Raw genomic sequence first — 19,602 nt, forward strand, 5'->3', positions numbered from 1 at the left:
ACCCCGGACCGGCCTCCGCGGGCAACGGATCCGTGGGCGGTCCCCCCGCATGTCAGTGCCGGATGCGAGACTTCGGCGGGTGAACGTTTTCCGCGACAGTCGACCCGCGTCGGCCGCCCCCTCGCCGGAGCAGCCGACGACGACACCGGGCCCGCGGCCGGGGACGTCCTCCCTCATGGGCCGGGGGAGGCTCACCGAGCTGCGCGGCCCGGGCGTACGCCCCCGCCCCCTCGACGCCCGCGCGCTCGCCGCGCTGGCCGCCAACCCCGGCTGCCGACGCCGTGCGCTCCTGGACGGGGCGGGCGTCGACAAGGGCGCGCTGGCCCAGGCACTGGGCTCGCCCGCGGCGTACGGCCAGTCCCAGTTCGCGATCGTCCGCGGCCATGCCTTCGAGTCCCGGGTGAAGTCCGACGGCGGCACGGAGTTGCTGCGGCTGCTGCACGAGCGGCTGGCGCCCGGCACCCCGGCGCCCGCTCCGGACGAGGTCGCCACCCCCGATCTGTCCGCGGCCGGCCCCGAGGGCCGTACGGCGCGTACGGCGCTGGCGCTGCGCGAGGCGACCGCGGCCGGCGGCTGGGCGCTGCTGGACCATCCGATGCTGGCCGTCGAGGTGGCCGGCTCGCCCGCCTATGTGGAGCCGGATGCGGTGGTGGTGCATCCGGACGGCATCTGGACGGTCGTCGAGATCAAGTCCTTCCCGATGATCGACGGTTCCGCGGACGCCGCCAAGGTGGGCGCCGCGGTGCGGCAGGCGGCGGTGTACGTCCTGGCCCTGGAGCCGGTGGCCCGGCACGTCGGCGCGCACACCGGCCGCCCGGTCCGGGTCGGCGACCGGGCGCTGCTGGTGTGCCCGAAGGACTTCTCCAACCTCCCCACGGCCGCCGCCGTCGACGTCCGCAAGCAGTTGGCCACGACCCGGCGGCAGCTGACCCGTCTCACCCGGGTCGAGGAGATCGCCGCCGCCCTCCCCCCGGAGACCACCTTCGACCTCCGGCTCGCGGACGACGGGAAGACGGCGACCCGCCCGCCCGAGGAGCTGGCGCAGGCCGTCGAGGCGGTCGGCGCGGCCTACGTCCCCGACTGCCTGGCCGCCTGCGAGCTGGCCTTCCACTGCCGCAAGCGGTCCCGTGAGGACGGCGCGGTGGAGGCGCTGGGGCGCGGCGTCCGGGGCGAGTTGGGCGGCCTGCGCACCATCGAGGAGGTGCTGGCGGCGGCCGGCCGGGACGGACCGGACCCCGCGGCTCCGGATGACCCCCAGGACCCGGCCGTGGCGGCGCTGCGCCGGGCCGCCGCGCTGCGCGCCGAGGCACTGGCCGGCGCCGCCGTGCCGGCACCGCGAGCGGAGGAGCCGGGATGTCGCTGATCGAGACGCTGGCCCGGATGGAGGCGGTCACCGCGGGCCGGGCGCGGCCGCGGTGCACGGTCCGGCACCGCCATCTGTCCGAACGCCCGCTGGTCCTCGTCCCGTTGACGACCGCGGGCGAGGCCGGTGCCCCGCTGGGCGCCCTGGTCGGCACGGACCGCGAGAAGCCGCTGCTGCTGGCCGTCCCGCAGCCGCGCGACCGCGATCTGCGGTTCGCCTTCCTCGCCGAGCTGGCGGAGACGGTGCTGCCGTACGTGGACGGCTTCGCGGACGCCATCGGGTGGGAGGAGCGCAAGGAGACCGACCCGGAGACCGGCAAGAAGGTCCCGGTGCAGGTCGAACTGTGCACGGACGCGCCCCAGTTGATCGTGCCGAGCGCCGCAGGTGCCGATTTCGTACGGCTGCTGGGACGCTCGATGCGGTTCCGGCGCACGGCCGAGCAGGAGCCGGAGGCGCCCCACCCCGCGCCGCCGCACGTCCCGCTGCTGGGTCGCTGGCTGACCCATTTCGGGGAGCGGGCCCGGGTGCCGGGGGCGAGCCTGCTGCTGTCCATGACGGACCTGCTGACCCGCCACTGGGCGAGCGGCCAGAGCATGCTGGAGGACCAGCACCTGGGCGCGCTGCTCGCGTGGATCGACCCGCCGCCGGGGATGTCGGGCCGGGAGGCGGCCGAGCGCGCGGAGTCGGCGCGGGACGCGGACGGGCAGCTGCTGTGCCCGCCGGCCGGCCCGGCCACCGACCCGGCGTTCGACAACCGGCTGCTGGCCCCCGCGATGGCCCGCTACGACGCCGGGCTACCGGGCGCCGAGGACGCGCTGCGCGCCCTGGTCGAGGGCCAGTTGCGGCCGACCTGGGAGGCCGTCTGGCACGGCCTCGACCTGGTGCGCGCGCTCCCCGAGGGCGCCCGGGTGCCCGACCGCTGGAAGCGCGACCGCTGGTCGTACACGGCACACCGCGACCGGGTGCGCGCCGGGGAGCCCCCGCAGCCCAAGCAGGACGACGCGGTCACCGCCGCGCAGAAACTGTCCGCACGGGAGACCGCGCAGGCCCAACTGGACGCCCAGGAAGCCCTGGACGACCCCTTGGTGATGGCGGGGCGCCGGCTGGCGGGCGAGGCGTTCCAGGGCACGGTCACCGCCGTCGAGATGGCCTTCTCCGAGGGCAAACGGCCGATGCCGCGCCCGCTGGTCACCCTGCACACCTCCGACCGTCCGCAGCTGTCCGAGGGCCTCAAGCTCTACCGCCCCCTGGCGGACGGCAGGACCCAGACCGCTCAGTACGTGGCGTCCGTGACCGGTGAGCCGGGTGCGCTGGTGGTGCGGCTGACCGGCGGGATGGGGCGCGGGAAGACACCCGAGCCCGGTTCGGTGCCGGAGCCGGACGAGACGGTGTGCTGGACGCTGTTCGAGCACGCCCCGCGCGGCGGCCCGGAGCTCCCGGACCCCGAGGACACCCCGTGGACCCACGGCGGGCCCCCGCCCGGCCCCGGGGACGCACCGCACGACACCCCCGACCCCGTGACCACGGAGGACTTCCTGTGACCCGCGCCCGGCAGTCGACCGCCCCGGAGAACACCGCCGTATGACGGCCTCTCAGGAATCCTCCTCCCCCGCGGCCAAGGCCTTCGATCCGGCCGCCGCGGCCGCCGCGGCGACCGACGCGATCCTGCACGACACGCTGCACGGCTCCCGGCGCGGTGTGGTCGTCGACTCCCCGCCCGGCGCCGGCAAGTCCACCCTCGTGGTGCGGGCGGCCCGTGAACTCGCCGCCGCCGGACGCCCGCTGATGGTGGTCGCGCAGACCAACGCCCAGGTCGACGACCTCGTGCTGCGGCTCGCCGAGAAGGACCCGGGGCTGCCGGTCGGCCGGCTGCACAGCAGCGAGCCCGGCCCGTTCGACCCGGCGCTGGCCGAGCTGCCCTCGGTCCGCACGTCCGCGAAGGCCGCCGATCTGGCCGGGATGGACATCGTCGTGTCGACGGCCGCGAAATGGGCGTACACCAAGGTCGACGAGCCCTGGCGGCACGCCATCGTGGACGAGGCCTACCAGATGCGTTCCGACGCGCTGCTGAGCGTCGCCGGGCTCTTCGAGCGGGCGCTGTTCGTCGGCGACCCCGGCCAGCTGGACCCGTTCAGCGTGGTGGGCGCGGAGCAGTGGGCGGGGCTGGCGTACGACCCGTCCGCGAGCGCGGTCTCCACCCTCCTGGCCCACAACCCCGATCTGCCGCAGCACCGGCTGCCGGTCTCCTGGCGGCTGCCCGCCTCGGCCGCGCCGCTGGTGTCCGCCGCGTTCTATCCGTACACCCCGTTCCGCAGCGGCACCGGCCACGGCGACCGCCGGCTGGCGTTCGGGGTGCCGGGCGACGGCTCGGGCGTGGACCGGGTCCTGGACGAGGCCGCGGAGTCCGGCTGGGGCCTGCTGGAACTCCCCGCCCGCCGTACGCCGCGTACGGACCCGGAGGCGGTCCGCGCGGTGGCGCAGGTCGTGCGCCGGCTCCTGGACCGCGGCGGCGCCGCGACCAGCGAGGCCCAGCGGGACCCGGACGGCGGGCCCGCCGTCCCCGCACCGCTCACGGCGGCCCGGATCGCGGTCGGCACGGCCCATCGCGACCAGGCGGCGGCCGTCCGCGCCGCGCTCGCCGAGCTGGGGGTGACGGGGGTCGCGGTGGACACCGCCAACCGTCTCCAGGGCCGCGAGTTCGATGTCACGGTCGTGCTGCACCCGCTCTCCGGCCGCCCCGACGCCACCGCCTTCCATCTGGAGACCGGCCGGCTGTGCGTGCTCGCCTCCCGCCACCGCCACGCCTGCATCGTGGTCTGCCGGGCGGGCATCGCCGACCTGCTGGACGAGCACCCCTCGACCGAGCCGGTCCGCCTCGGCGTCACGGTCAAGTTCCCGGACGGCTGGGAGGCCAACCACGCCGTTCTCGCCCACCTGGCGGAACACCGGGTGTCGTGGCGCCCTTAGGGGTGCCGGGCCGCCGGACACCGCCCCCGCGCCCGCGGACGGCCCCGGCGGAAGGGGGCGGGCGGCGGGCATCCGCACGGCCCCCTTGCGCGGGGCGGGACAATGGAATGCGGCACACGATCTGGAGGTAGTACATGTCCGAGCCGCGACCGGCTCCCGACCCGCGTGGTACGGCGCCGGGACCACGGCGGATGAAGCCCGCGCAGCTGCTCTTCGAGCCGCCCGAGGCCGTCGCCGACCCCGAGCACTTCTTCGGCCTGGAGTCGATGGAGGACCCGCGCGAGCTGCTCGGCCGCGCCACGGAACTCGCCCTCGCCTTCCGCGCCGCGGCCGACCGCGCCACGGAGTTCCAGGCGCTGGCCGCGGCCCAGCTCGCCGACCCCAGCCGGTTCGACCGGATGCCGCCGGCCGCGCTGGCGGAGCAGGCGGAGTGGACCGAGGACTATGCGCAGAAGATGATCGAGTTCGGCCGCAGCCTGATGCGCAGCAGCAGCGCACTGCCGGGCGAGATGGACTGAGCGCCCCGGCCCCGTCGGCCGCCCCGGACGTCACCTCCGCCACACGCGCCCCACAGCGGCTCATGGTCCATGATCATGAGCCGCTGGCATATGCAAGAGGCGCAAGATACCGGCTTCCACGCCGCACCGTCCCGTTTTCCGCCAATCAGCCCAGTCCGTGCGCGCCGCCTCGGTAGACCTGTCCCCCATGAGCGAATGGCTGCCCGAGACCCCCCGCACCCTGGCCTTTCCCACCGCGGCGTACGTCACCCTCGCGGGCGCCGACTGGCTCGCCTCCGCCAGCCCCCACCCGGACGAGATGCACACCCTGTGGGCCACCCGGCCGGCCGCCCCCAGCGTGCTGCCGTGCGGCACCGCCTTCGACGTGATCAACGCCCCGGCGCTCTTCGGGCGGCGCATGGTCGACCGTTTATGGTCCGCCGGTCCCGGCTCGGGGCCGGTGGCGGTGCACCGCGGGCGGATCCTGCTGTTCGCCGCCCCGGGCACGGCCCAGCGGCTGCCCGCGCTGCTGATCTGGGAGGAGTGGGCCACCGCCGTCCCCCCGCTGCTGTGCCACGGCAGCGGCGACGCGGTGACCGTCCCGCCCCTGCACCCCCGCGGCCGGGCCGCCCGGGAAGCACCTCGCCACGCCGCCCCCTTCCCGGCCGCCGAGGACCCGTCCGGCGCGTCCGCCTCCCGCTGGCTGGTGGCGCCGGACGTCCGCGACCCCTGGCTGCCCGGTCCGGACGTGCTGCTGTGGGCCTGTGTGCGCGCCGCCCGCTCGCTGGCCGCCCCCGAGCGGGAAAGCGCAGCTCAGCACCCGGTTTCGGCGCTGACCCCGGGCTGAGACAAACCGATTTTTGTCCTCCCCGACCATGATGCTAATGTTTTCCCCGTCAGCAGGCGCCGCTAGCTCAGTTGGTTAGAGCAGCTGACTCTTAATCAGCGGGTCCGGGGTTCGAGTCCCTGGCGGCGCACAGACAGTCGAAGGCCTCCACTCCGGTGGGGGCCTTCGTCGTATGCCCGCCCCGTCGGGCTCCGCGCCGGTCGCCCTCCTCGGCAGCACTCCGCCTCGTCCCGGGCCGCCGGCGGGCGTCAGCCGCGCCCGACCTTGACCGCCCAGTCCCCGTCGGCCGTCCGGCCCTCGACCTGGATGCGCACCCCGTCCGCGGCGTCGTCCAGGCTCTCGCCCACGCCCAGCGGCGCGTCCGCGAGCGGCGGGTAGACGGAGGTGCCCGCGCAGGCCGAGCTGCCCGGGTGTCCGTCGAGGACCTGCACGGGCCCCGACCCGGACGGGGTCTTGCTGTGCACGCGGTAGACCAGGACGCCCTCGGTGCACAGGGAGCGGTCGTTGCCCATGGCACCGCGTGCCTCGATGGCCAGTGCGCTGTCGGTCCCCGTACGGACCACCAGGAGGCGCGGCCGGCGCTGGGCCCGGGGCTCCTTGGGGGCGGACAGCGTGCGCAGCGAGTGCAGGGCGGGGCTGGTCAGATCGACGCAGTCGACCTGACTGTCGGCGATCCAGCCGAGCTTCCACTTGTGCCAGGCGAAGGGGTCGGGCGCCAGGCCGAACTGGCTGCCCATGAGGTCCCAGTCGCCGACGTAGGTGTCCCAGTCGCCCTTGCCGTTCCGCGGCCGGTGGTAGAGGTCCGGCAGGTCGAAGACGTGCCCGGTCTCGTGCGCGAGGACATTGCGGTCCGGCGGGCTCTGCTCGAAGACGGTGACGAACCGGCGCAGGTCGTGGTCGTCGGCGTGCATCGGCTGTTCGAGGTTGACGACCTTGGTGGCGTCCGAGTCGACGCCGGGGGCGTCCGGGTCGGCGACGAAATAGACCACGTCGTAGCGGCCGAAGTCCACGGAGGGGTCGGCGGCGGAGACCGCGTCGCGCAGGTAGGCGGAGCGGCGGCCGGCGTCCCAGTCGCGCTGTATCCCGTAGGAGGAGGACGAGCGCGGCATCCGCACCCAGCTGCGGTGGACGTGCGGGCGCAGGCGGAACTTTCCGTACGAGGCGCGGTCGAAGAAGCCGGAGGTGGCGGGGAAGTAGGCGCGGGAGAGTTCCTGCGGGGCGGTGGACGGCCGGGCGTCCGGGAAGGACAGGAAGATCATGACGGCGTTGAGCGGGCGGTCCGGGCGCGGATAGGAGCCGTTCCAGCTGTCGAGGCCTTCGGAGTGGTGCGCGTCGGTGCGCCCCAGGGCGCAGGAGAGGGCAGCCTCGGAGGCGGTGGCGGGTCCGGCGACGATGGAGGTCGCGATGAGCGCACTCAGAGAGGTGGCGACGGCCGCGACGCGCCGCAGACGGCGGCGATCCACCCCGTCGGGTGTCCGGGCGCGCGGCACATATACCTCCAGGGACGGATTCGGAGACCTCATCTACCCTGTGGCGATTTAATGCTATTCGTCCTGTTTTGCGGACCCGGAAGAGTGATCGGCGCGCCTTAGCCCTGCCGTAACGGAAAGTCACAAACAGCCAATGGGGCATTCGGTACGAACAGACCCGAGCAGAAATGGCTGAAGTTCCGTCATGCGGGCGGACGATCACGGCTGCGTCGCTGGATCGGCCGTTGCACCAGCCTCTATGATCGCCACACTTTCCAGCGCGAGATCCACCCTTCATCACGAGACAAGCGCCATGCGGGAGCGAGCAGTGAGCGGACACCCCGACAGTCCGGGCCGCACGCCCGGAGCGACGCTTCCCTCAGTGACGGAGCGTAACGGTACGACCAAAGCATCCACCGAGGCCGGGCCCACCCCCGCCGGCCGCTGCGACGACACCGCGGCCTCGCTCGGCGACTACCGCGCCACCTTCTACGCCGCCCGGCTGGCGATGGCCGTCCTCAACCGCGACGGCCTGGTCCTCGCCGCCAACCCCGCCTTCGGCGAACTGGTCGGCGCCGACCCGGCCGAGCTGGTCGCGGCCACCGCGGCGGACCTCACCGACCTCGGGGCCGACCCGCGGGTGTGGACCGCCTACCGCGAGGTGCTGTGCGGCCGCAGCGACCGGATGCACTGCACCCGCCGCCTCAAACACCCCGAAGGGCACTCCGTCTGGGTGGAGGTGACCGTCGAGCCGCTGACGCCGGAGCCGCTCAGCGGGGAGGAGCGGATGCTGCTGTCGGTGGCGGACATCAGCGACCGGCACGACCTGCTGGCCCGGCTGCGGCATCTGCAGATGCACGATCCGGTGACCCGGCTGCCCAACCGGGCGCTGTTCTTCGAGCGGCTCTCCACCGCGCTGGAGACCGCCTCCTTCGAGCCGTCCGGCACCGGCCGGATCGGGCTGTGCTACCTCGACCTGGACGGCTTCAAGGCCGTCAACGACACCCTGGGGCACCGCGTCGGCGACCGGCTGCTGGCCGCGGTCGCGCAGCGACTGACGCGGTGCGCGGAGGCCGCGGCGGACCGCGGGTCCGGCCGCGCCGGGCATCTCGTCGCGCGACTGGGCGGTGACGAGTTCGCTCTTTTGGTGGAGGACTCCACCGGCACCGATCAGCTGGCCGAGCTGGCCCAGTCCGTCCTGGACGCGCTGCAGCGGCCGTTCGACCTGGCCGGGCAGCGGCTGTCGGTGTCGGCGAGCATCGGCGTCGTGGAGCGGACCGCCACCGGCACCACCGCGACGGGCCTGATGCAGGCCGCCGACACCACGCTGTACTGGGCGAAGGAGGACGGCAAGGCCCGCTGGACGCTCTTCGACCCGGAGCGCAACGCCCACCGGATGACCCGGCAGGCGCTCTCCAGCACTCTGCGTCCGGCGGTGGACCGCGGCGAATTCACCCTGGAGTACCAACCGCTGGTCGGTCTGGGCGACGGCCGGGCGCAGGGGGTGGAGGCGCTGGTGCGCTGGCGGCATCCGCAGTTCGGGACGCTCTCGCCGAATCGGTTCATCGCCCTGGCGGAGGAGAACGGCGCGATCGTCGAACTGGGCCGCTGGGTCCTGGAACGGGCCTGCCACCAGGCGCGGGCCTGGCAGCTGGCGCACCCCGGCGAGCCGCTGTTCGTCAGCGTCAATGTGGCCGTACGTCAGGTGTGGGACTCCGACCTGGTCGCGGACGTCGCCGGGATCCTCGCGGAGACCGGACTGCCGCCGCGGCTGCTGCAGCTGGAGCTGACCGAGTCGGCGGTGATGGGCTCGGCGGGCCGGCCGCTGCAGGCCCTGCAGGCGCTCAGCGACATGGGCGTACGGATCGCCATCGACGACTTCGGCACCGGCTACTCCAACCTCGCCTACCTCAGCCGCCTCCCGGTCTCCGTCCTGAAGCTGGACGGCTCCTTCGTCCGCGGCTTCCGCTCGCAGGAGCATCCGAACCCGGCGGACGAGATGATCGTGGAGGCGCTGGTGGCGCTGGCGCACCGCCTCGGCCTCACGGTCACCGCCGAGTGCGTGGAGAGCGCCGAGCAGGCCGAGCGCCTCCGCCGCATCGGCTGCGACACCGGCCAGGGCTGGCTCTACTCCCGCCCCGTCGCCCCCGACCGCGTCGAGGCCCTCCTCGACGCGGGCCGCCACACGGGCGCCTGAGGCCCGTACGCGGAACAGCTCACCGGCGCGGGACAACCCGCGCCGAGCCGGGCCGGGCGCAAACCGGACCGGGCGAGGGGTACGGGTCCCGGGCTCGCCGGTGCGGCCGGGCCCGCACCGGAAAAGAAATCCCGCCGCGACGGCGCGCACCCCCGCGGCGAGGGTCCGGCGGAATCCTCACCGGCCGCAACCACCACGTACGCCGGGCACTACCCCCGCGGCAACCCGTACGCGTCCGCGATCAGCTCGTACGAGCGCAGGCGGGCCGCGCCGCCGTGCGCGTTGGCGGTGATCATCAGCTCGTCGGCGCCGGTGCGCTTGGCGAGGTCGTCCAGGCCCTGGCGGACGGCGTCCGGGGTGCCGTGGACGACGTTTCCCAGCCAGCTGTCGACGAAGCCGCGCTCCAACTCGTCGAAGCGGTACGCCTCGGCCTCCTCGGGACTGGGGACCAGGCCGGGACGGCCGGTGCGCAGCCGGACCATGGAGAGCGCGCCGGTCATGACCTGGCGGCGGGCCTCCCGCTCCTCCTCGGCGGCCAGCGCCGCGACCCCGATCAGGGCGTACGGCTCGGACAGCACCTCGGAGGGGCGGAAGGACGCACGGTAGAGGTCCAGCGCGGGGAGGGTGTTGGCCGCGGAGAAGTGGTGCGCGAAGGCGAACGGCAGCCCGAGGGAGCCGGCGAGCCGGGCGCTGAAGCCGGAGGAGCCCAGCAGCCACAGGGGCGGCCGGTGGGCGGACTGGACGCCGCCGGGCGAGGTGGCCTGGACCGGCCCGGGGACCGCGTGGATCTTGGCGTAGGGGTGGCCGTCGGGGAAGGAGTCGTCGAGGAACCGGGTCAACTCGGCCAACTGCTGCGGGAACTCGTCCGCGCCCTCATGCAGCTGCCGGGTGCGTCGCAGCGCGGCGGCGGTGGCGCCGTCGGTGCCCGGTGCGCGGCCCAGGCCCAGGTCGACCCGGCCGGGCGCCATCGCCTCCAGGGTGCCGAACTGCTCGGCGATCACCAGCGGGGCGTGGTTGGGGAGCATGACGCCGCCGGAGCCGAGGCGGATGCGCTCGGTGTGGGCGGCGAGGTGGGCGAGCAGCACCGCGGGCGAGGAGGAGGCGACGCCGGGCATGGAGTGGTGCTCGGCGACCCAGTAGCGGTGGAAGCCGCGGCGTTCGGCCGTACGGGCGATGTCGACGGCGGTGCGGACGGCGCCGGCGGCGGTGTTCCCGGCGCCGACCGTCACCAGGTCGAGCACCGACAGGGGCACCGGAGCGGTGCCCAGGGCCGTGCCCCGGATCCCGTCGCCGCTCTCGTGGAGCGCTGCGTCGCTGCCCCGGGTGTGGTCACTCTCGCCGCTCACGGTGCGGGTCCTCCTCGCGTCGGTGGTCTGCGGCGAGCACAACCGGAGAGGTTCTCCACTTATTCCCGGGTCAGCTCCCGGCCGGTGTCGGCGGCCTGCGGGCTCGGGTCGTGCGCCGTCCGCGAGCCCGCCTCCCGGCGGCCGTGACGACCGACCGGCCTGCCGACCGGCCGACCTGCCACCGGCCGACCTGCCGTTACGGCCCTAGACCTGCGCCGTCCGCGAGAAGAGGGTGCCCAGGACCGGGCAGGACAGGGTGCGGTCGAGCAGTCGCAGCCCCTCCCAGGCCGTCACCTGATTGGCGGTGAGCACCGGTTTGCGCAGCTCCGCTTCGAGGGCCGGCAGATGCTCGGCGGTGTGCAGCGCCGTATCGGGCAGCAGCACCACCTCGGCGTCGGGATGGTCGCCGGCCCGGGCGAGCGCCAGCACCTCCTCGCGGCCCCAGGTGCCGACCTCTGCGGCCGTGATGATGCCGCTCCCGCGGGTCGAGACGACCTCCGCGCCGGCCGACTTCAAGAACGCGTGGAAGCGCTCGGCCACGTCGTCGGGGTAGGTGGCGGCGATCGCCACCCGGCGGGCGCCGAGCGCCTGTACGGCGTGCGCGAAGGCGAAGGACGTACTGGAGGCGGGCAGGCCGGCGGTGGCGGACAGCTCCCGGACCTGTTCGTGGGCGCCCTCCCAGCCGAAGACGAAGCTGGCGCTCGTACAGGCCCAGACGATCGCCTCGGCACCGCGCTCCTTGAGATCGTCGACACCGGCCGCCAGCCGCGCGGCGGAGCCCATCTCCAGCAGCGCGTCGACCCGGTGGGCGTCCTCGCCGATGTCGGTGTGGACGAGCGGCAGGCTGATCCCGCCGCCCAGGAGCGATTCGAGCCGGGGGTAGTCGTCCTCCGCGGAGTAGCCGGGGTAGAGGAAGCCGACCGATGCCATGCAGTTCTCCCTTGCGTGTACGGCTGCGGGTGCAGGGGCGTTCGTGGGCGCGGGTGCGTTCACGGGTGGTGCGGTGGGGGCGGAAAGGGCGCTGCCGGCGAACGGGACGACGCCGGCAGCGTCCGGAAGGGGGACCGGGTGCGGGCCGGCCTCACACCGGAGGCAGACCGCCCGTGTCCTCGGGTGGGTAGGGCGGGGGTTCCAGGCCGTCGAGGGCCTCCCCGTCCGGAGGCACGGGGGAGCCGGCGAAGGCGGCCTCGGGGGTCGCCCGCGACAGCCCTTCGCCCGGTCCCTGCGCCTCCGATCCGGTCATCGCGGCCGGGCCGCGGCGCGCCACCGGATCGAGCAGTGCCTGGTACGGGCCCACCGCCTGGACGCCGATGGCGCGCAGCGCGGCCCACATCGTGACCTGGTTGGCGGAGAGCACCGGCATCCGGAGCTCGGCCTCCAGCTGCGGGATGACGTCGTAGGTCGGCAGGTTCGTACAGCTGATGAAGAGGGCATCGGCGGCGCCGACCACGGCCGCGCGGGCCATGTCGACGACGTCGCGGTAGGGCACCTTCCAGATGTGCCGGGTCAGGCCGAGGTAGGCGCGGCCGGTGACCGTGATGCCGGCTTCACCGAGGTAGTCCTCCAGGGAGTCGGTGACCGATTTCGTGTAGGGCGTGACCACGGCGATGCGCCGTGCGTCGATCTCGCGCAGCGCTTCGATCAGCGCGCCCGATGTCGTGAGGGAGGGAACCTCCCCCGCCTGGGCCATGGCGGCGCACATGGCCCGCTCGCCCGCCACCCCGGCGACAAAGCTGCCGGACGTGCAGGCATAGGAGATGACCTGCGGTGATACCGCACACAGCGCCTGGACGGCGGCGTGCAGCGTTTCGTGCTCGCTGACCAGACGGGCCAGATCGAGGCTGACCTCGACGGGCACGAAAGGGGTGCGGGTGAGGTGGAGGGACACGTCGTCGGGGACCCAGCGCCACAGCTCTCGGTCGAGAGCGAAGTCGAAGGGAGCGACGACACCCACGCCGAGCTGCGGCTGTGGGCCACCCAGAAAAGAGACGTCCATGAAGGCCCCTAGAACAAAACGAAGGGCTGGAATGGCCAGGCCAGTGGCCGGGGATGAGGTGCAGCCGGATCAAGCCGGGACGTCGGAACAGAGCCGTTGTTGACACGGTAGATACGACTTCTTAGCGTGGTCAATCCTCGCATCCCAGGCATCTGTCGGCGCCCCTTTCCATGAAAGGGGACTCACGTTTCAGAACGGTTTCTGGCTATGTCCGAAAGCACCGTCCTCGTCCTCGGTTCCGACCCGCCTCCGAAGCTCGACCGGCTCACCGGCCGGGCTCGGGTGATCTTCACCGATGAGGACTCGCTCGCTGACCGACTCCCTACCGCCGACGTGCTGTTGGCCTGGGATTTCACTTCCGATGCGATCCGCAGAGCCTGGCCGGAGAAGGGCCCCAGGCCCCGCTGGGTGCACACCGCCAGCGCGGGTGTGGATCAGCTGCTGTGCCCGGCACTGGTCGCCGACGACACCCTGGTGACCAACGCCCGGGGCGTTTTCGAGCAGCCGATCGCCGAGTACGTGGCCGGACTGGTGATCGCCATGGCCAAGGACTTCTACGGAAGTTGGGAGCTGCAGCGGCAGCGGCGCTGGCGGCACCGCGAGACGCTGCGGCTGGCCGGCAGCCGGGCCGTCGTGGTGGGCTCCGGGCCGATCGGCCGGGCCATCGGCACCACCCTCCTGGCACTGGGTGTCAAGGTCGATCTGGTCGGCCGCCGGGAGCGCGCGGACGACCCCGAATTCGGCCTCGTCCATGCGAGTGACGCGCTGAACGGTCTCCTGCCCCAGGCGGATTGGGTGGTCTGCGCGGCGCCCCTGACCGACGCCACCCGCGGCCTGTTCGACAAGGCGGCGTTCTCCCGGATGCCGCCGCGGGCCCGGTTCATCAACGTCGGGCGCGGGCAGCTGGTCGTCGAGGACGCGCTGATCGCGGCGCTGCGCGAGTGGCGGATCGCGGCGGCGGCGCTGGACGTCTTCGAGCAGGAGCCGCTCGCCACGGACAACCCGCTGTGGGACGTCCCGCACCTGATCGTCTCGCCCCACATGAGCGGCGACACGCTGGGCTGGCGGGACGCCCTCGCCGAGCAGTTCCAGGACAACTTCGACCAGTGGGCGGCCGGGGAGCCGCTGCACAACCTCGTCGACAAGCGGCTCGGGTACGTGCCGGTGCAGTGACGGCGCAGGCTGCCGGCCCGCGGCACGGCAGCCCCGCCCCGCCGCCGTCCCGCCCGGGGCGGCCAACGCTCGGAGGACGCATGACCACCGAACCGACCCACCTCGCCGACCTCACCGCCACCCGGCTCACGGCCGGGTACGCGGCCGGCGAGTTCTCCCCCGTCGAGGCGGCCCGGGCGGTGCTGGAGCGCGCCGAGGCCGCACAGGCCGCGACGAACTGCTTCACCCGGATCGACCCGGACGAGGCGCTGTCGGGCGCCAAGGAATCGGAGGAACGCTGGCGGGCCGGTGCGCCTGCCGGGCCGGTGGACGGGGTGCCCGTCACCGTCAAGGACCTGATCCTCACCCGGGGCGTGCCGACGCTGCGCGGTTCGCGGACGGTACGGGCCGAGGGGCCGTGGGAGGAGGACGCCCCGTCGGTCGCCCGGCTGCGGGAGTCCGGGGCGGTGTTCGTCGGCAAGACCACCACCCCGGAGTTCGGCTGGAAGGGCGTCACCGACAGTCCACGGCACGGGGTGACGGGCAATCCGTACGACCCGGGACGCACCGCGGGCGGCTCCAGCGGCGGCAGCGCGGCGGCGGTGGCGCTGGGCGCCGGACCGCTGAGCCTGGGCACGGACGGCGGCGGCTCGGTGCGCATCCCGGCGTCGTTCTGCGGGATCTTCGCCCTCAAGGCGACCTACGGGCGGGTGCCGCTGTATCCGGCGAGCCCCTTCGGGACGCTGGCGCACGTCGGGCCGATGACCCGGGACGCGGCGGACGCGGCGCTGATGATGGAGGTGATCTGCGGCGCGGACTGGCGCGACTGGTCGCAGCTCGGTCCGGCCGGCGGGTCGTTCCGGGAGGCGCTGGCCGGTCCGGTCTCCGGGCTGCGGGTGGCCTACAGCCCGTCCCTCGGCTGGGACGTGCCGGTGGCCCCGGAGGTCGCCGCGGCGGTCCGCCGGGCCGTCGACACGCTCGCCGGGCTCGGCGCGTCCGTCGAGGAGATCGACCCGGGCATCGCGGATCCGGTGGAGGCCTTCCACACGCTGTGGTTCAGCGGCGCGGCCCGGGTGGTGCAGCATCTGGACGACGCGGACCGGGCGCTGCTCGATCCCGGGCTCCAGGAGATCTGCGCGCAGGGCGCCCGGTACAGCGCGCTCGACTACCTGGCCGCGGTCGACACCCGCATGGCGCTCGGTCAGGCCATGGGCCGCTTCCACAGCGCCTATGACCTGCTGGTGACCCCGACCGAGCCGATCACCGCCTTCGAGGCGGGCGCCGAGGTCCCGGCCGGCTCCGGCCACACCCGCTGGACGGGCTGGACCCCGTTCACCTATCCGTTCAACCTCACCCAGCAGCCGGCCGCGACGCTGCCCTGCGGGGTGGACGGCGACGGGATGCCGATCGGCGTCCAGCTGGTCGGCGCGCGGCATGCGGACGCGCTGGTGCTGCGCGCCGCGCACGCGCTCTACGAGGCGGGGACCGCGGAGATCCCCGCGCCCACCGCTCTCAAGGGGTGAGCGGGCCGTCCCGTCGTCCGCCCGTGGGCGGGCGACGGGACGGACGCCTTTCCAGGGCGTGTCCGCCCTAGGCCCGCCGGAAGTTGAGGGTCTCTCCCAGGGCTCCGGCCCGCCACAGGTCCTGACAGGCGTCGGCCATCCGGTCCAGACCGTCGACGACGCTGCCCCACACGATGCCCGGCACCCAGCCCGCGTCACCGTTGATCAGCAGATTGTTGCGCTCGTAGAACAGCGCGAGGTCGACGACGGTGGAGCGGCCCTGGTGCTGGGCCCGGGACTCGTAACCGTAGGACTTCGTCCCCAGTTGGGTGTCGGTGAAGGTGAAGTAGCACAGGTCGCCGGGGATCGGAGTGATCGTCGGATTCTCCAGCGGCGGCTCCTCGGGAGCGAACGGCGGGAGCAGGGCGTAGATCTCGTTGCGGGCGTATTTGGCGTGATAGACGTCGCCGCCGAGCGGGAGCGCGTCCCATACGGCATTGCAGGTGATCGGCGCGCGGTCGTCGAGCAACTTGGCCGTGCAGCTCACGCCGCGCTTGTCCAGGGAGACTTCGATGAAGCGATCGGTCATGCCCTGATCGTAGGTGGGCAATACCGGCGTACGGAACAAGTCCGAGGCGGTTGTATCAAGGGCCGGAAACGATCGGCATATATGCCAGGCGTTCGGGTAGCCGCGCGCCCATGGCTCCACCACAGGAGAACACCAAAATGATCAAGAGAAAATTGGCCGGCGGTATCCGGCGGCGAACGCTGCTCGCGGGGGTGGCGGCGCTCGGCGCGGCGGGTGCGATGGGAGCGGGCACGGGCTGCTCCCGGGTCGATGTCTCCGGGGCGACCGGGGGCGGACACCAGCTGGAGGACCTGCGGAAGAAGGGCACGGTCCGTATGGGTATCGCCAGCGAACCGCCCTATGCCTCGATCAACAGCAAGGGCGAACTGACGGGTGAGGCACCCGCGGTGGCCAAGACCATCTTCCGTCGGCTGGGCATCAAGAATTTCGAGCCGGTACCGGTCGAATTCGGCGCGTTGGTGCCCGGTCTGCATTCCTTCCAGTACGACGTGATCGTCGCGGGAATGTTCATCAACAAGGCCCGTTGTGCGGCCGTCCTCTTCTCCGACCCGGATTACGAGAGCAAGGACGCCTTCCTCGTACTCAAGGGCAACCCGAAAAATATCCACTCCTATGCGGATATCGCCAAGGGGCATTACCGGATGGGGTCCGGTATCGGCTACGCGGAGATCGACTACGCGGTCGGCAACGGCGTCGAGAAGAGCACGATCCAGACCTACGGCGACCAGATCGCCGGTATGGAGGCCCTGGAGGCCGGCCGGATCGATGTCTTCGCCGGCACCGCGCTGACCATGATCGAGGCGCTGAAGACCGGCGCCCATCCCAAGGTCGAGATGACCGCGCCGTTCACACCGGAGGTCGACGGCAAACCGCAGCGCGACGGCGGCGGTTACGGCTTCCGGATCGGCGAGACCAAGCTGCGCGACGCCTTCAACCGCGAGCTGCAGAAGATGAAGAAGAGCGGCGAACTCCTGCGCATCGCCCGGCCGTACGGCTTCACCAAGGAGTTCCAGACCGACCTCACGGCGAAGGAGCTCTGTAAAAAGTGACCGGCGCCCTGTGGCAACTGTTCTTCGAAGGCCTGTGGATCACCGTCCAGTTGATGATCTACAGCGCCGCCCTGGCCGCCGTCGTCGCCTTCGGCATCGGCCTGGCACGCACCTCACGCTTCTGGATCGTCCGCTTCCTGTCCGGCTGCTACGTGGAGTTCTTCCGCGGCACCTCGGCGCTGGTGCTGATGTTCTGGCTGTTCTTCGCCCTGCCGTTGCTGGGCTGGCAGCTGGTCGGCATCTGGGCGGGCACCCTGGCGCTGGGCCTGTCGTACGGCGCGTACGGCTCCGAGATCGTGCGTGGCGCGGTCCAGGCGGTGGCACCCGCCCAGCGCGAGGCGGCCATCGCGCTGAGCTTCTCGCCCTGGCAGCGGCTGCAGAAGGTGATACTGCCGCAGGCCGTCCCCGAGATGATGCCGCCCTTCAACAACCTGCTGATCGAACTGCTCAAGGGCACCGCGCTGGCGTCGCTGCTGTCCATCGGCGAACTCACCTTCCAGGCCAAGCTCGCCCGGCTGTCGACGGGCCAGAGCGCCCAGATCTACGGAATCATCCTCGTCCTGTACTTCGCGGTCGCGTTCGTGCTGACCCGGATCATGCGGGTGCTGGAGCGCCGCGCCAAGGCCTCGATCGGCCGGGCGGTGCCCAAGGGCGAGGGCTGGTTCTCCCGCAAACTGCCCGTCGAGAAGCAGGGCCCCGAGGCGCTGGCCACCGGAGGAAAGCCGTGAACAACTGGTCATGGAGCTACGTCGGCGAGATCATGCCCGACATCCTCAAGGGCCTGTGGATCACCGTCCAGGCGACGATCTACGGCTCGCTGGTGTCCTTCGCGCTCGGGCTGGTCTGGGCGCTGGCCCTGCGTGCGCCCAGCCGCTGGGTGACCTGGCCGGTGAGCATCTTCGTCGAGTTCGTCCGCAACACCCCGCTGCTGGTGCAGTTGTTCTTCCTGTTCTTCGTGCTGCCGGGGTGGGGACTGGCCTTCGCGCCGCTGACCACCGGCGTCATCGGCCTGGGCCTGCACTACTCGACGTACACCTCCGAGGTCTACCGCGCCGGTATCGACGGGGTGCCGCCCGGCCAGTGGGAGGCCGCCACCGCACTGAGCCTGCCGCGCCGGCGCACCTGGACCGCGGTGATCCTGCCGCAGGCGTTCCGCCGGGTGGTGCCCGCGCTGGGCAACTACGTGATCGCGATGTTCAAGGACACGCCGCTGCTGGCCGGTATCACCGTCGCCGACATGCTCTTCCAGGCGAACAGCATCAGCGCCACCACCTTCGACTACCTGGAGCCGATCACCGTCGTCGGCATCCTCTTCGTGGTCATCTCCTACCCCACCTCCCTCCTCCTGCGAGCCCTGGAGCGTCGCCTTGTCCGCTGACAACACCACCCCCTCGAAAGAAACGGCCAACCCGGCGGTGGACGGCACCGAGCTGATCCGCTTCGACAAGGTCACCAAGCGGTTCGGGACCAACACCGTCCTGGACTCCCTGGACTTCACCGTCTCCTCGGGCAAGCACGTCACCCTCATCGGCCCGTCCGGTTCCGGCAAGACGACGATCCTGCGGCTGCTGATGACGCTGCTGAAGCCGGACGAGGGCACCATCAAGGTCGGCGGCGAGTACCTGACGCACGAGGAGAAGGGCGGCAAGCTCGTCCCCGCCGGGGAGAAGCACATCCGCGAGGTCCGCAAGAACATCGGCATGGTGTTCCAGCAGTTCAACCTCTTCCCGAACATGAAGGTGCTGCGGAACATCACCGAGGCGCCGGTGCACGTGCTCGGGCTGGACAAGGACGCCGCCGAGGAGCGGGCCCGCGGCCTCCTCGAGCTGGTGGGCCTGACCGAGCACCTCGACAAGTACCCGACACAGCTCTCCGGCGGCCAGCAGCAGCGGGTCGCCATCGCCCGGGCGCTGGCGATGCGCCCGCAGGTGCTGCTGCTGGACGAGGTGACCTCCGCGCTCGACCCGGAGCTGGTGGCCGGGGTGCTGGACGTCCTGCGGGACATCGCGCACACCACGGACATCACCATGCTGTGCGTCACCCACGAGATGAATTTCGCCCGGGACATCTCCGACGACGTCCTGATGTTCGACGCGGGCCGGGTCATCGAATCCGGTTCTCCGGAAAAGATCTTCACGGAGCCGGAGCACGACCGCACCCGGGAATTCCTGAGCGCCGTGCTGTGAACGACACCCCCTAGGCCCTGAGTCCGGGTGGTGCGTCCCCTCCGGGGGATGCGCCACCCTTTCTCGTTTCCGCACACCGGAGCCATGGCGGCCGACGGAATGCGTATCGAGGTGCGCGGTTCGGTCGACAGCAAGGGCCGGCCCGGATATCGCTGCCAGCGGGTCGCCTCGCGGAACCGGCCACGGATATGGCCGGTTCCGTACCCTCCCCGAGCCCTCCCCCGCGTCGCACGGGGTTGCCGGGTGCCGTGGGGCGCAAAGTGCCAGGACATCCGGGGCCTCATGACCTTGGCATATGCCAAAGTCTCAAGCCCCAGTACAGAAACGCCGAGCACGGCTCTTTTCAGTCAAGACCCCCTCCATCGAGGGCCGTTGACCGCTATCGTGAGACCCACGCCGTTGTCCGGGATCGGCCGCGCAAGCGCCGGCCGAGACCACCAAC

The 19,602-nt window shown here is 72.5% G+C and carries 17 protein-coding genes and 1 tRNA gene; 13 read left to right on the forward strand and 5 right to left on the reverse strand.

The genetic code is table 11. The annotated features are described in order from the left end of the window. Positions 1-49: 49 nt before the first annotated feature. The 6 genes from Scani_RS30610 (at position 50) to Scani_RS30635 (ending at position 5,804) form a co-directional block, all read left to right on the forward strand. On the forward strand, positions 50-1,363 hold the full coding sequence (locus Scani_RS30610; RefSeq protein WP_371872393.1) for a nuclease-related domain-containing protein: 1,314 nt from the start codon (positions 50-52) through the stop codon (positions 1,361-1,363). After that, positions 1,354-2,904, forward strand: a complete 1,551-nt coding sequence (locus tag Scani_RS30615; RefSeq protein ID WP_159481010.1) for a hypothetical protein — start codon at positions 1,354-1,356, stop codon at positions 2,902-2,904. The genes Scani_RS30610 and Scani_RS30615 overlap by 10 nt, the downstream gene beginning before the upstream one ends. A gap of 40 nt (positions 2,905-2,944) precedes the next feature. Then, on the forward strand, positions 2,945-4,330 hold the full coding sequence (locus Scani_RS30620) for an AAA domain-containing protein (protein ID WP_159481011.1): 1,386 nt from the start codon (positions 2,945-2,947) through the stop codon (positions 4,328-4,330). Between the two features lie 134 nt (positions 4,331-4,464). Beyond that, positions 4,465-4,848: a DUF8844 domain-containing protein gene (locus Scani_RS30625; protein WP_174872772.1), complete on the forward strand. Its 384-nt coding sequence runs from the start codon at positions 4,465-4,467 to the stop codon at positions 4,846-4,848. A gap of 187 nt (positions 4,849-5,035) precedes the next feature. Continuing rightward, on the forward strand, positions 5,036-5,674 hold the full coding sequence (locus Scani_RS30630; RefSeq protein ID WP_159481013.1) for a bifunctional DNA primase/polymerase: 639 nt from the start codon (positions 5,036-5,038) through the stop codon (positions 5,672-5,674). A gap of 56 nt (positions 5,675-5,730) precedes the next feature. Continuing rightward, positions 5,731-5,804 (forward strand) — tRNA-Lys (locus Scani_RS30635). 118 nt (positions 5,805-5,922) lie between these two features. Here the strand turns inward: Scani_RS30635 and Scani_RS30640 are convergent. After that, positions 5,923-7,164 carry a M6 family metalloprotease domain-containing protein gene (locus tag Scani_RS30640; protein ID WP_159481014.1) on the reverse strand — a complete coding sequence of 414 codons (1,242 nt, stop codon included), beginning with the start codon at positions 7,162-7,164 and terminating at the stop codon, positions 5,923-5,925. 361 nt (positions 7,165-7,525) lie between these two features. Between Scani_RS30640 and Scani_RS30645 the strand changes: the two genes are divergently transcribed. Continuing rightward, positions 7,526-9,340 carry a putative bifunctional diguanylate cyclase/phosphodiesterase gene (locus Scani_RS30645; protein ID WP_159481015.1) on the forward strand — a complete coding sequence of 605 codons (1,815 nt, stop codon included), beginning with the start codon at positions 7,526-7,528 and terminating at the stop codon, positions 9,338-9,340. Positions 9,341-9,549: 209 nt separating this feature from the next. Here Scani_RS30645 and Scani_RS30650 read toward each other — a convergent pair whose 3' ends face one another. From Scani_RS30650 to Scani_RS30660, 3 genes are all read right to left on the reverse strand, one after another. Next, positions 9,550-10,686, reverse strand: a complete 1,137-nt coding sequence (locus Scani_RS30650; protein ID WP_159481016.1) for an LLM class flavin-dependent oxidoreductase — start codon at positions 10,684-10,686, stop codon at positions 9,550-9,552. 204 nt (positions 10,687-10,890) lie between these two features. Beyond that, positions 10,891-11,616, reverse strand: coding sequence for a maleate cis-trans isomerase family protein (locus tag Scani_RS30655; protein ID WP_159481017.1), 726 nt, complete (start codon positions 11,614-11,616; stop codon positions 10,891-10,893). Positions 11,617-11,767: 151 nt separating this feature from the next. Then, positions 11,768-12,682, reverse strand: a complete 915-nt coding sequence (locus Scani_RS30660; protein ID WP_159481018.1) for a maleate cis-trans isomerase family protein — start codon at positions 12,680-12,682, stop codon at positions 11,768-11,770. Positions 12,683-12,889: 207 nt separating this feature from the next. Between Scani_RS30660 and Scani_RS30665 the strand changes: the two genes are divergently transcribed. Both Scani_RS30665 and Scani_RS30670 read left to right on the forward strand, forming a co-directional pair. Then, positions 12,890-13,855, forward strand: a complete 966-nt coding sequence (locus tag Scani_RS30665) for a D-2-hydroxyacid dehydrogenase (protein ID WP_159481019.1) — start codon at positions 12,890-12,892, stop codon at positions 13,853-13,855. 80 nt (positions 13,856-13,935) lie between these two features. Further along, on the forward strand, positions 13,936-15,357 hold the full coding sequence (locus tag Scani_RS30670; protein ID WP_159481020.1) for an amidase: 1,422 nt from the start codon (positions 13,936-13,938) through the stop codon (positions 15,355-15,357). Positions 15,358-15,424: 67 nt separating this feature from the next. Here Scani_RS30670 and Scani_RS30675 read toward each other — a convergent pair whose 3' ends face one another. Then, positions 15,425-15,925: a DUF3830 family protein gene (locus Scani_RS30675; protein WP_159481021.1), complete on the reverse strand. Its 501-nt coding sequence runs from the start codon at positions 15,923-15,925 to the stop codon at positions 15,425-15,427. Between the two features lie 110 nt (positions 15,926-16,035). Between Scani_RS30675 and ehuB the strand changes: the two genes are divergently transcribed. From ehuB to ehuA, 4 genes are read left to right on the forward strand one after another with little or no spacing between them, the layout of a single operon-like run. Further along, entirely contained in the window at positions 16,036-16,974 is a 939-nt protein-coding gene (gene ehuB, locus Scani_RS30680) for an ectoine/hydroxyectoine ABC transporter substrate-binding protein EhuB (protein WP_159481022.1), read from the forward strand. Then, positions 16,971-17,702 carry an ectoine/hydroxyectoine ABC transporter permease subunit EhuC gene (ehuC, locus tag Scani_RS30685; protein WP_159481023.1) on the forward strand — a complete coding sequence of 244 codons (732 nt, stop codon included), beginning with the start codon at positions 16,971-16,973 and terminating at the stop codon, positions 17,700-17,702. The genes ehuB and ehuC overlap by 4 nt, the downstream gene beginning before the upstream one ends. A 32-nt stretch (positions 17,703-17,734) precedes the next feature. Further along, complete coding sequence (gene ehuD / locus Scani_RS30690; protein ID WP_246296455.1) at positions 17,735-18,352, forward strand: ectoine/hydroxyectoine ABC transporter permease subunit EhuD; 618 nt, start codon at positions 17,735-17,737, stop codon at positions 18,350-18,352. Continuing rightward, entirely contained in the window at positions 18,342-19,160 is an 819-nt protein-coding gene (gene ehuA, locus Scani_RS30695) for an ectoine/hydroxyectoine ABC transporter ATP-binding protein EhuA (RefSeq protein WP_159481025.1), read from the forward strand. The genes ehuD and ehuA overlap by 11 nt, the downstream gene beginning before the upstream one ends. Positions 19,161-19,602 lie beyond the last annotated feature (442 nt).

This window comes from Streptomyces caniferus (assembly GCF_009811555.1).
In the GTDB taxonomy this organism is placed as follows: domain Bacteria; phylum Actinomycetota; class Actinomycetes; order Streptomycetales; family Streptomycetaceae; genus Streptomyces; species Streptomyces caniferus.

Coding starts and splice junctions, on each gene's coding strand:
- Scani_RS30610 (WP_371872393.1), top strand. CDS start 50: ATGTCAGTGCCGGATGCGAGACTTCGGCGGGTGAACGTTTTCCGCGAC.
- Scani_RS30615 (WP_159481010.1), top strand. CDS start 1,354: ATGTCGCTGATCGAGACGCTGGCCCGGATGGAGGCGGTCACCGCGGGC.
- Scani_RS30620 (WP_159481011.1), top strand. CDS start 2,945: ATGACGGCCTCTCAGGAATCCTCCTCCCCCGCGGCCAAGGCCTTCGAT.
- Scani_RS30625 (WP_174872772.1), top strand. CDS start 4,465: ATGTCCGAGCCGCGACCGGCTCCCGACCCGCGTGGTACGGCGCCGGGA.
- Scani_RS30630 (WP_159481013.1), top strand. CDS start 5,036: ATGAGCGAATGGCTGCCCGAGACCCCCCGCACCCTGGCCTTTCCCACC.
- Scani_RS30655 (WP_159481017.1), bottom strand. CDS start 11,616: ATGGCATCGGTCGGCTTCCTCTACCCCGGCTACTCCGCGGAGGACGAC.
- Scani_RS30660 (WP_159481018.1), bottom strand. CDS start 12,682: ATGGACGTCTCTTTTCTGGGTGGCCCACAGCCGCAGCTCGGCGTGGGT.
- Scani_RS30665 (WP_159481019.1), top strand. CDS start 12,890: ATGTCCGAAAGCACCGTCCTCGTCCTCGGTTCCGACCCGCCTCCGAAG.
- Scani_RS30670 (WP_159481020.1), top strand. CDS start 13,936: ATGACCACCGAACCGACCCACCTCGCCGACCTCACCGCCACCCGGCTC.
- Scani_RS30675 (WP_159481021.1), bottom strand. CDS start 15,925: ATGACCGATCGCTTCATCGAAGTCTCCCTGGACAAGCGCGGCGTGAGC.
- ehuB (WP_159481022.1), top strand. CDS start 16,036: ATGGCTCCACCACAGGAGAACACCAAAATGATCAAGAGAAAATTGGCC.
- ehuD (WP_246296455.1), top strand. CDS start 17,735: ATGCCCGACATCCTCAAGGGCCTGTGGATCACCGTCCAGGCGACGATC.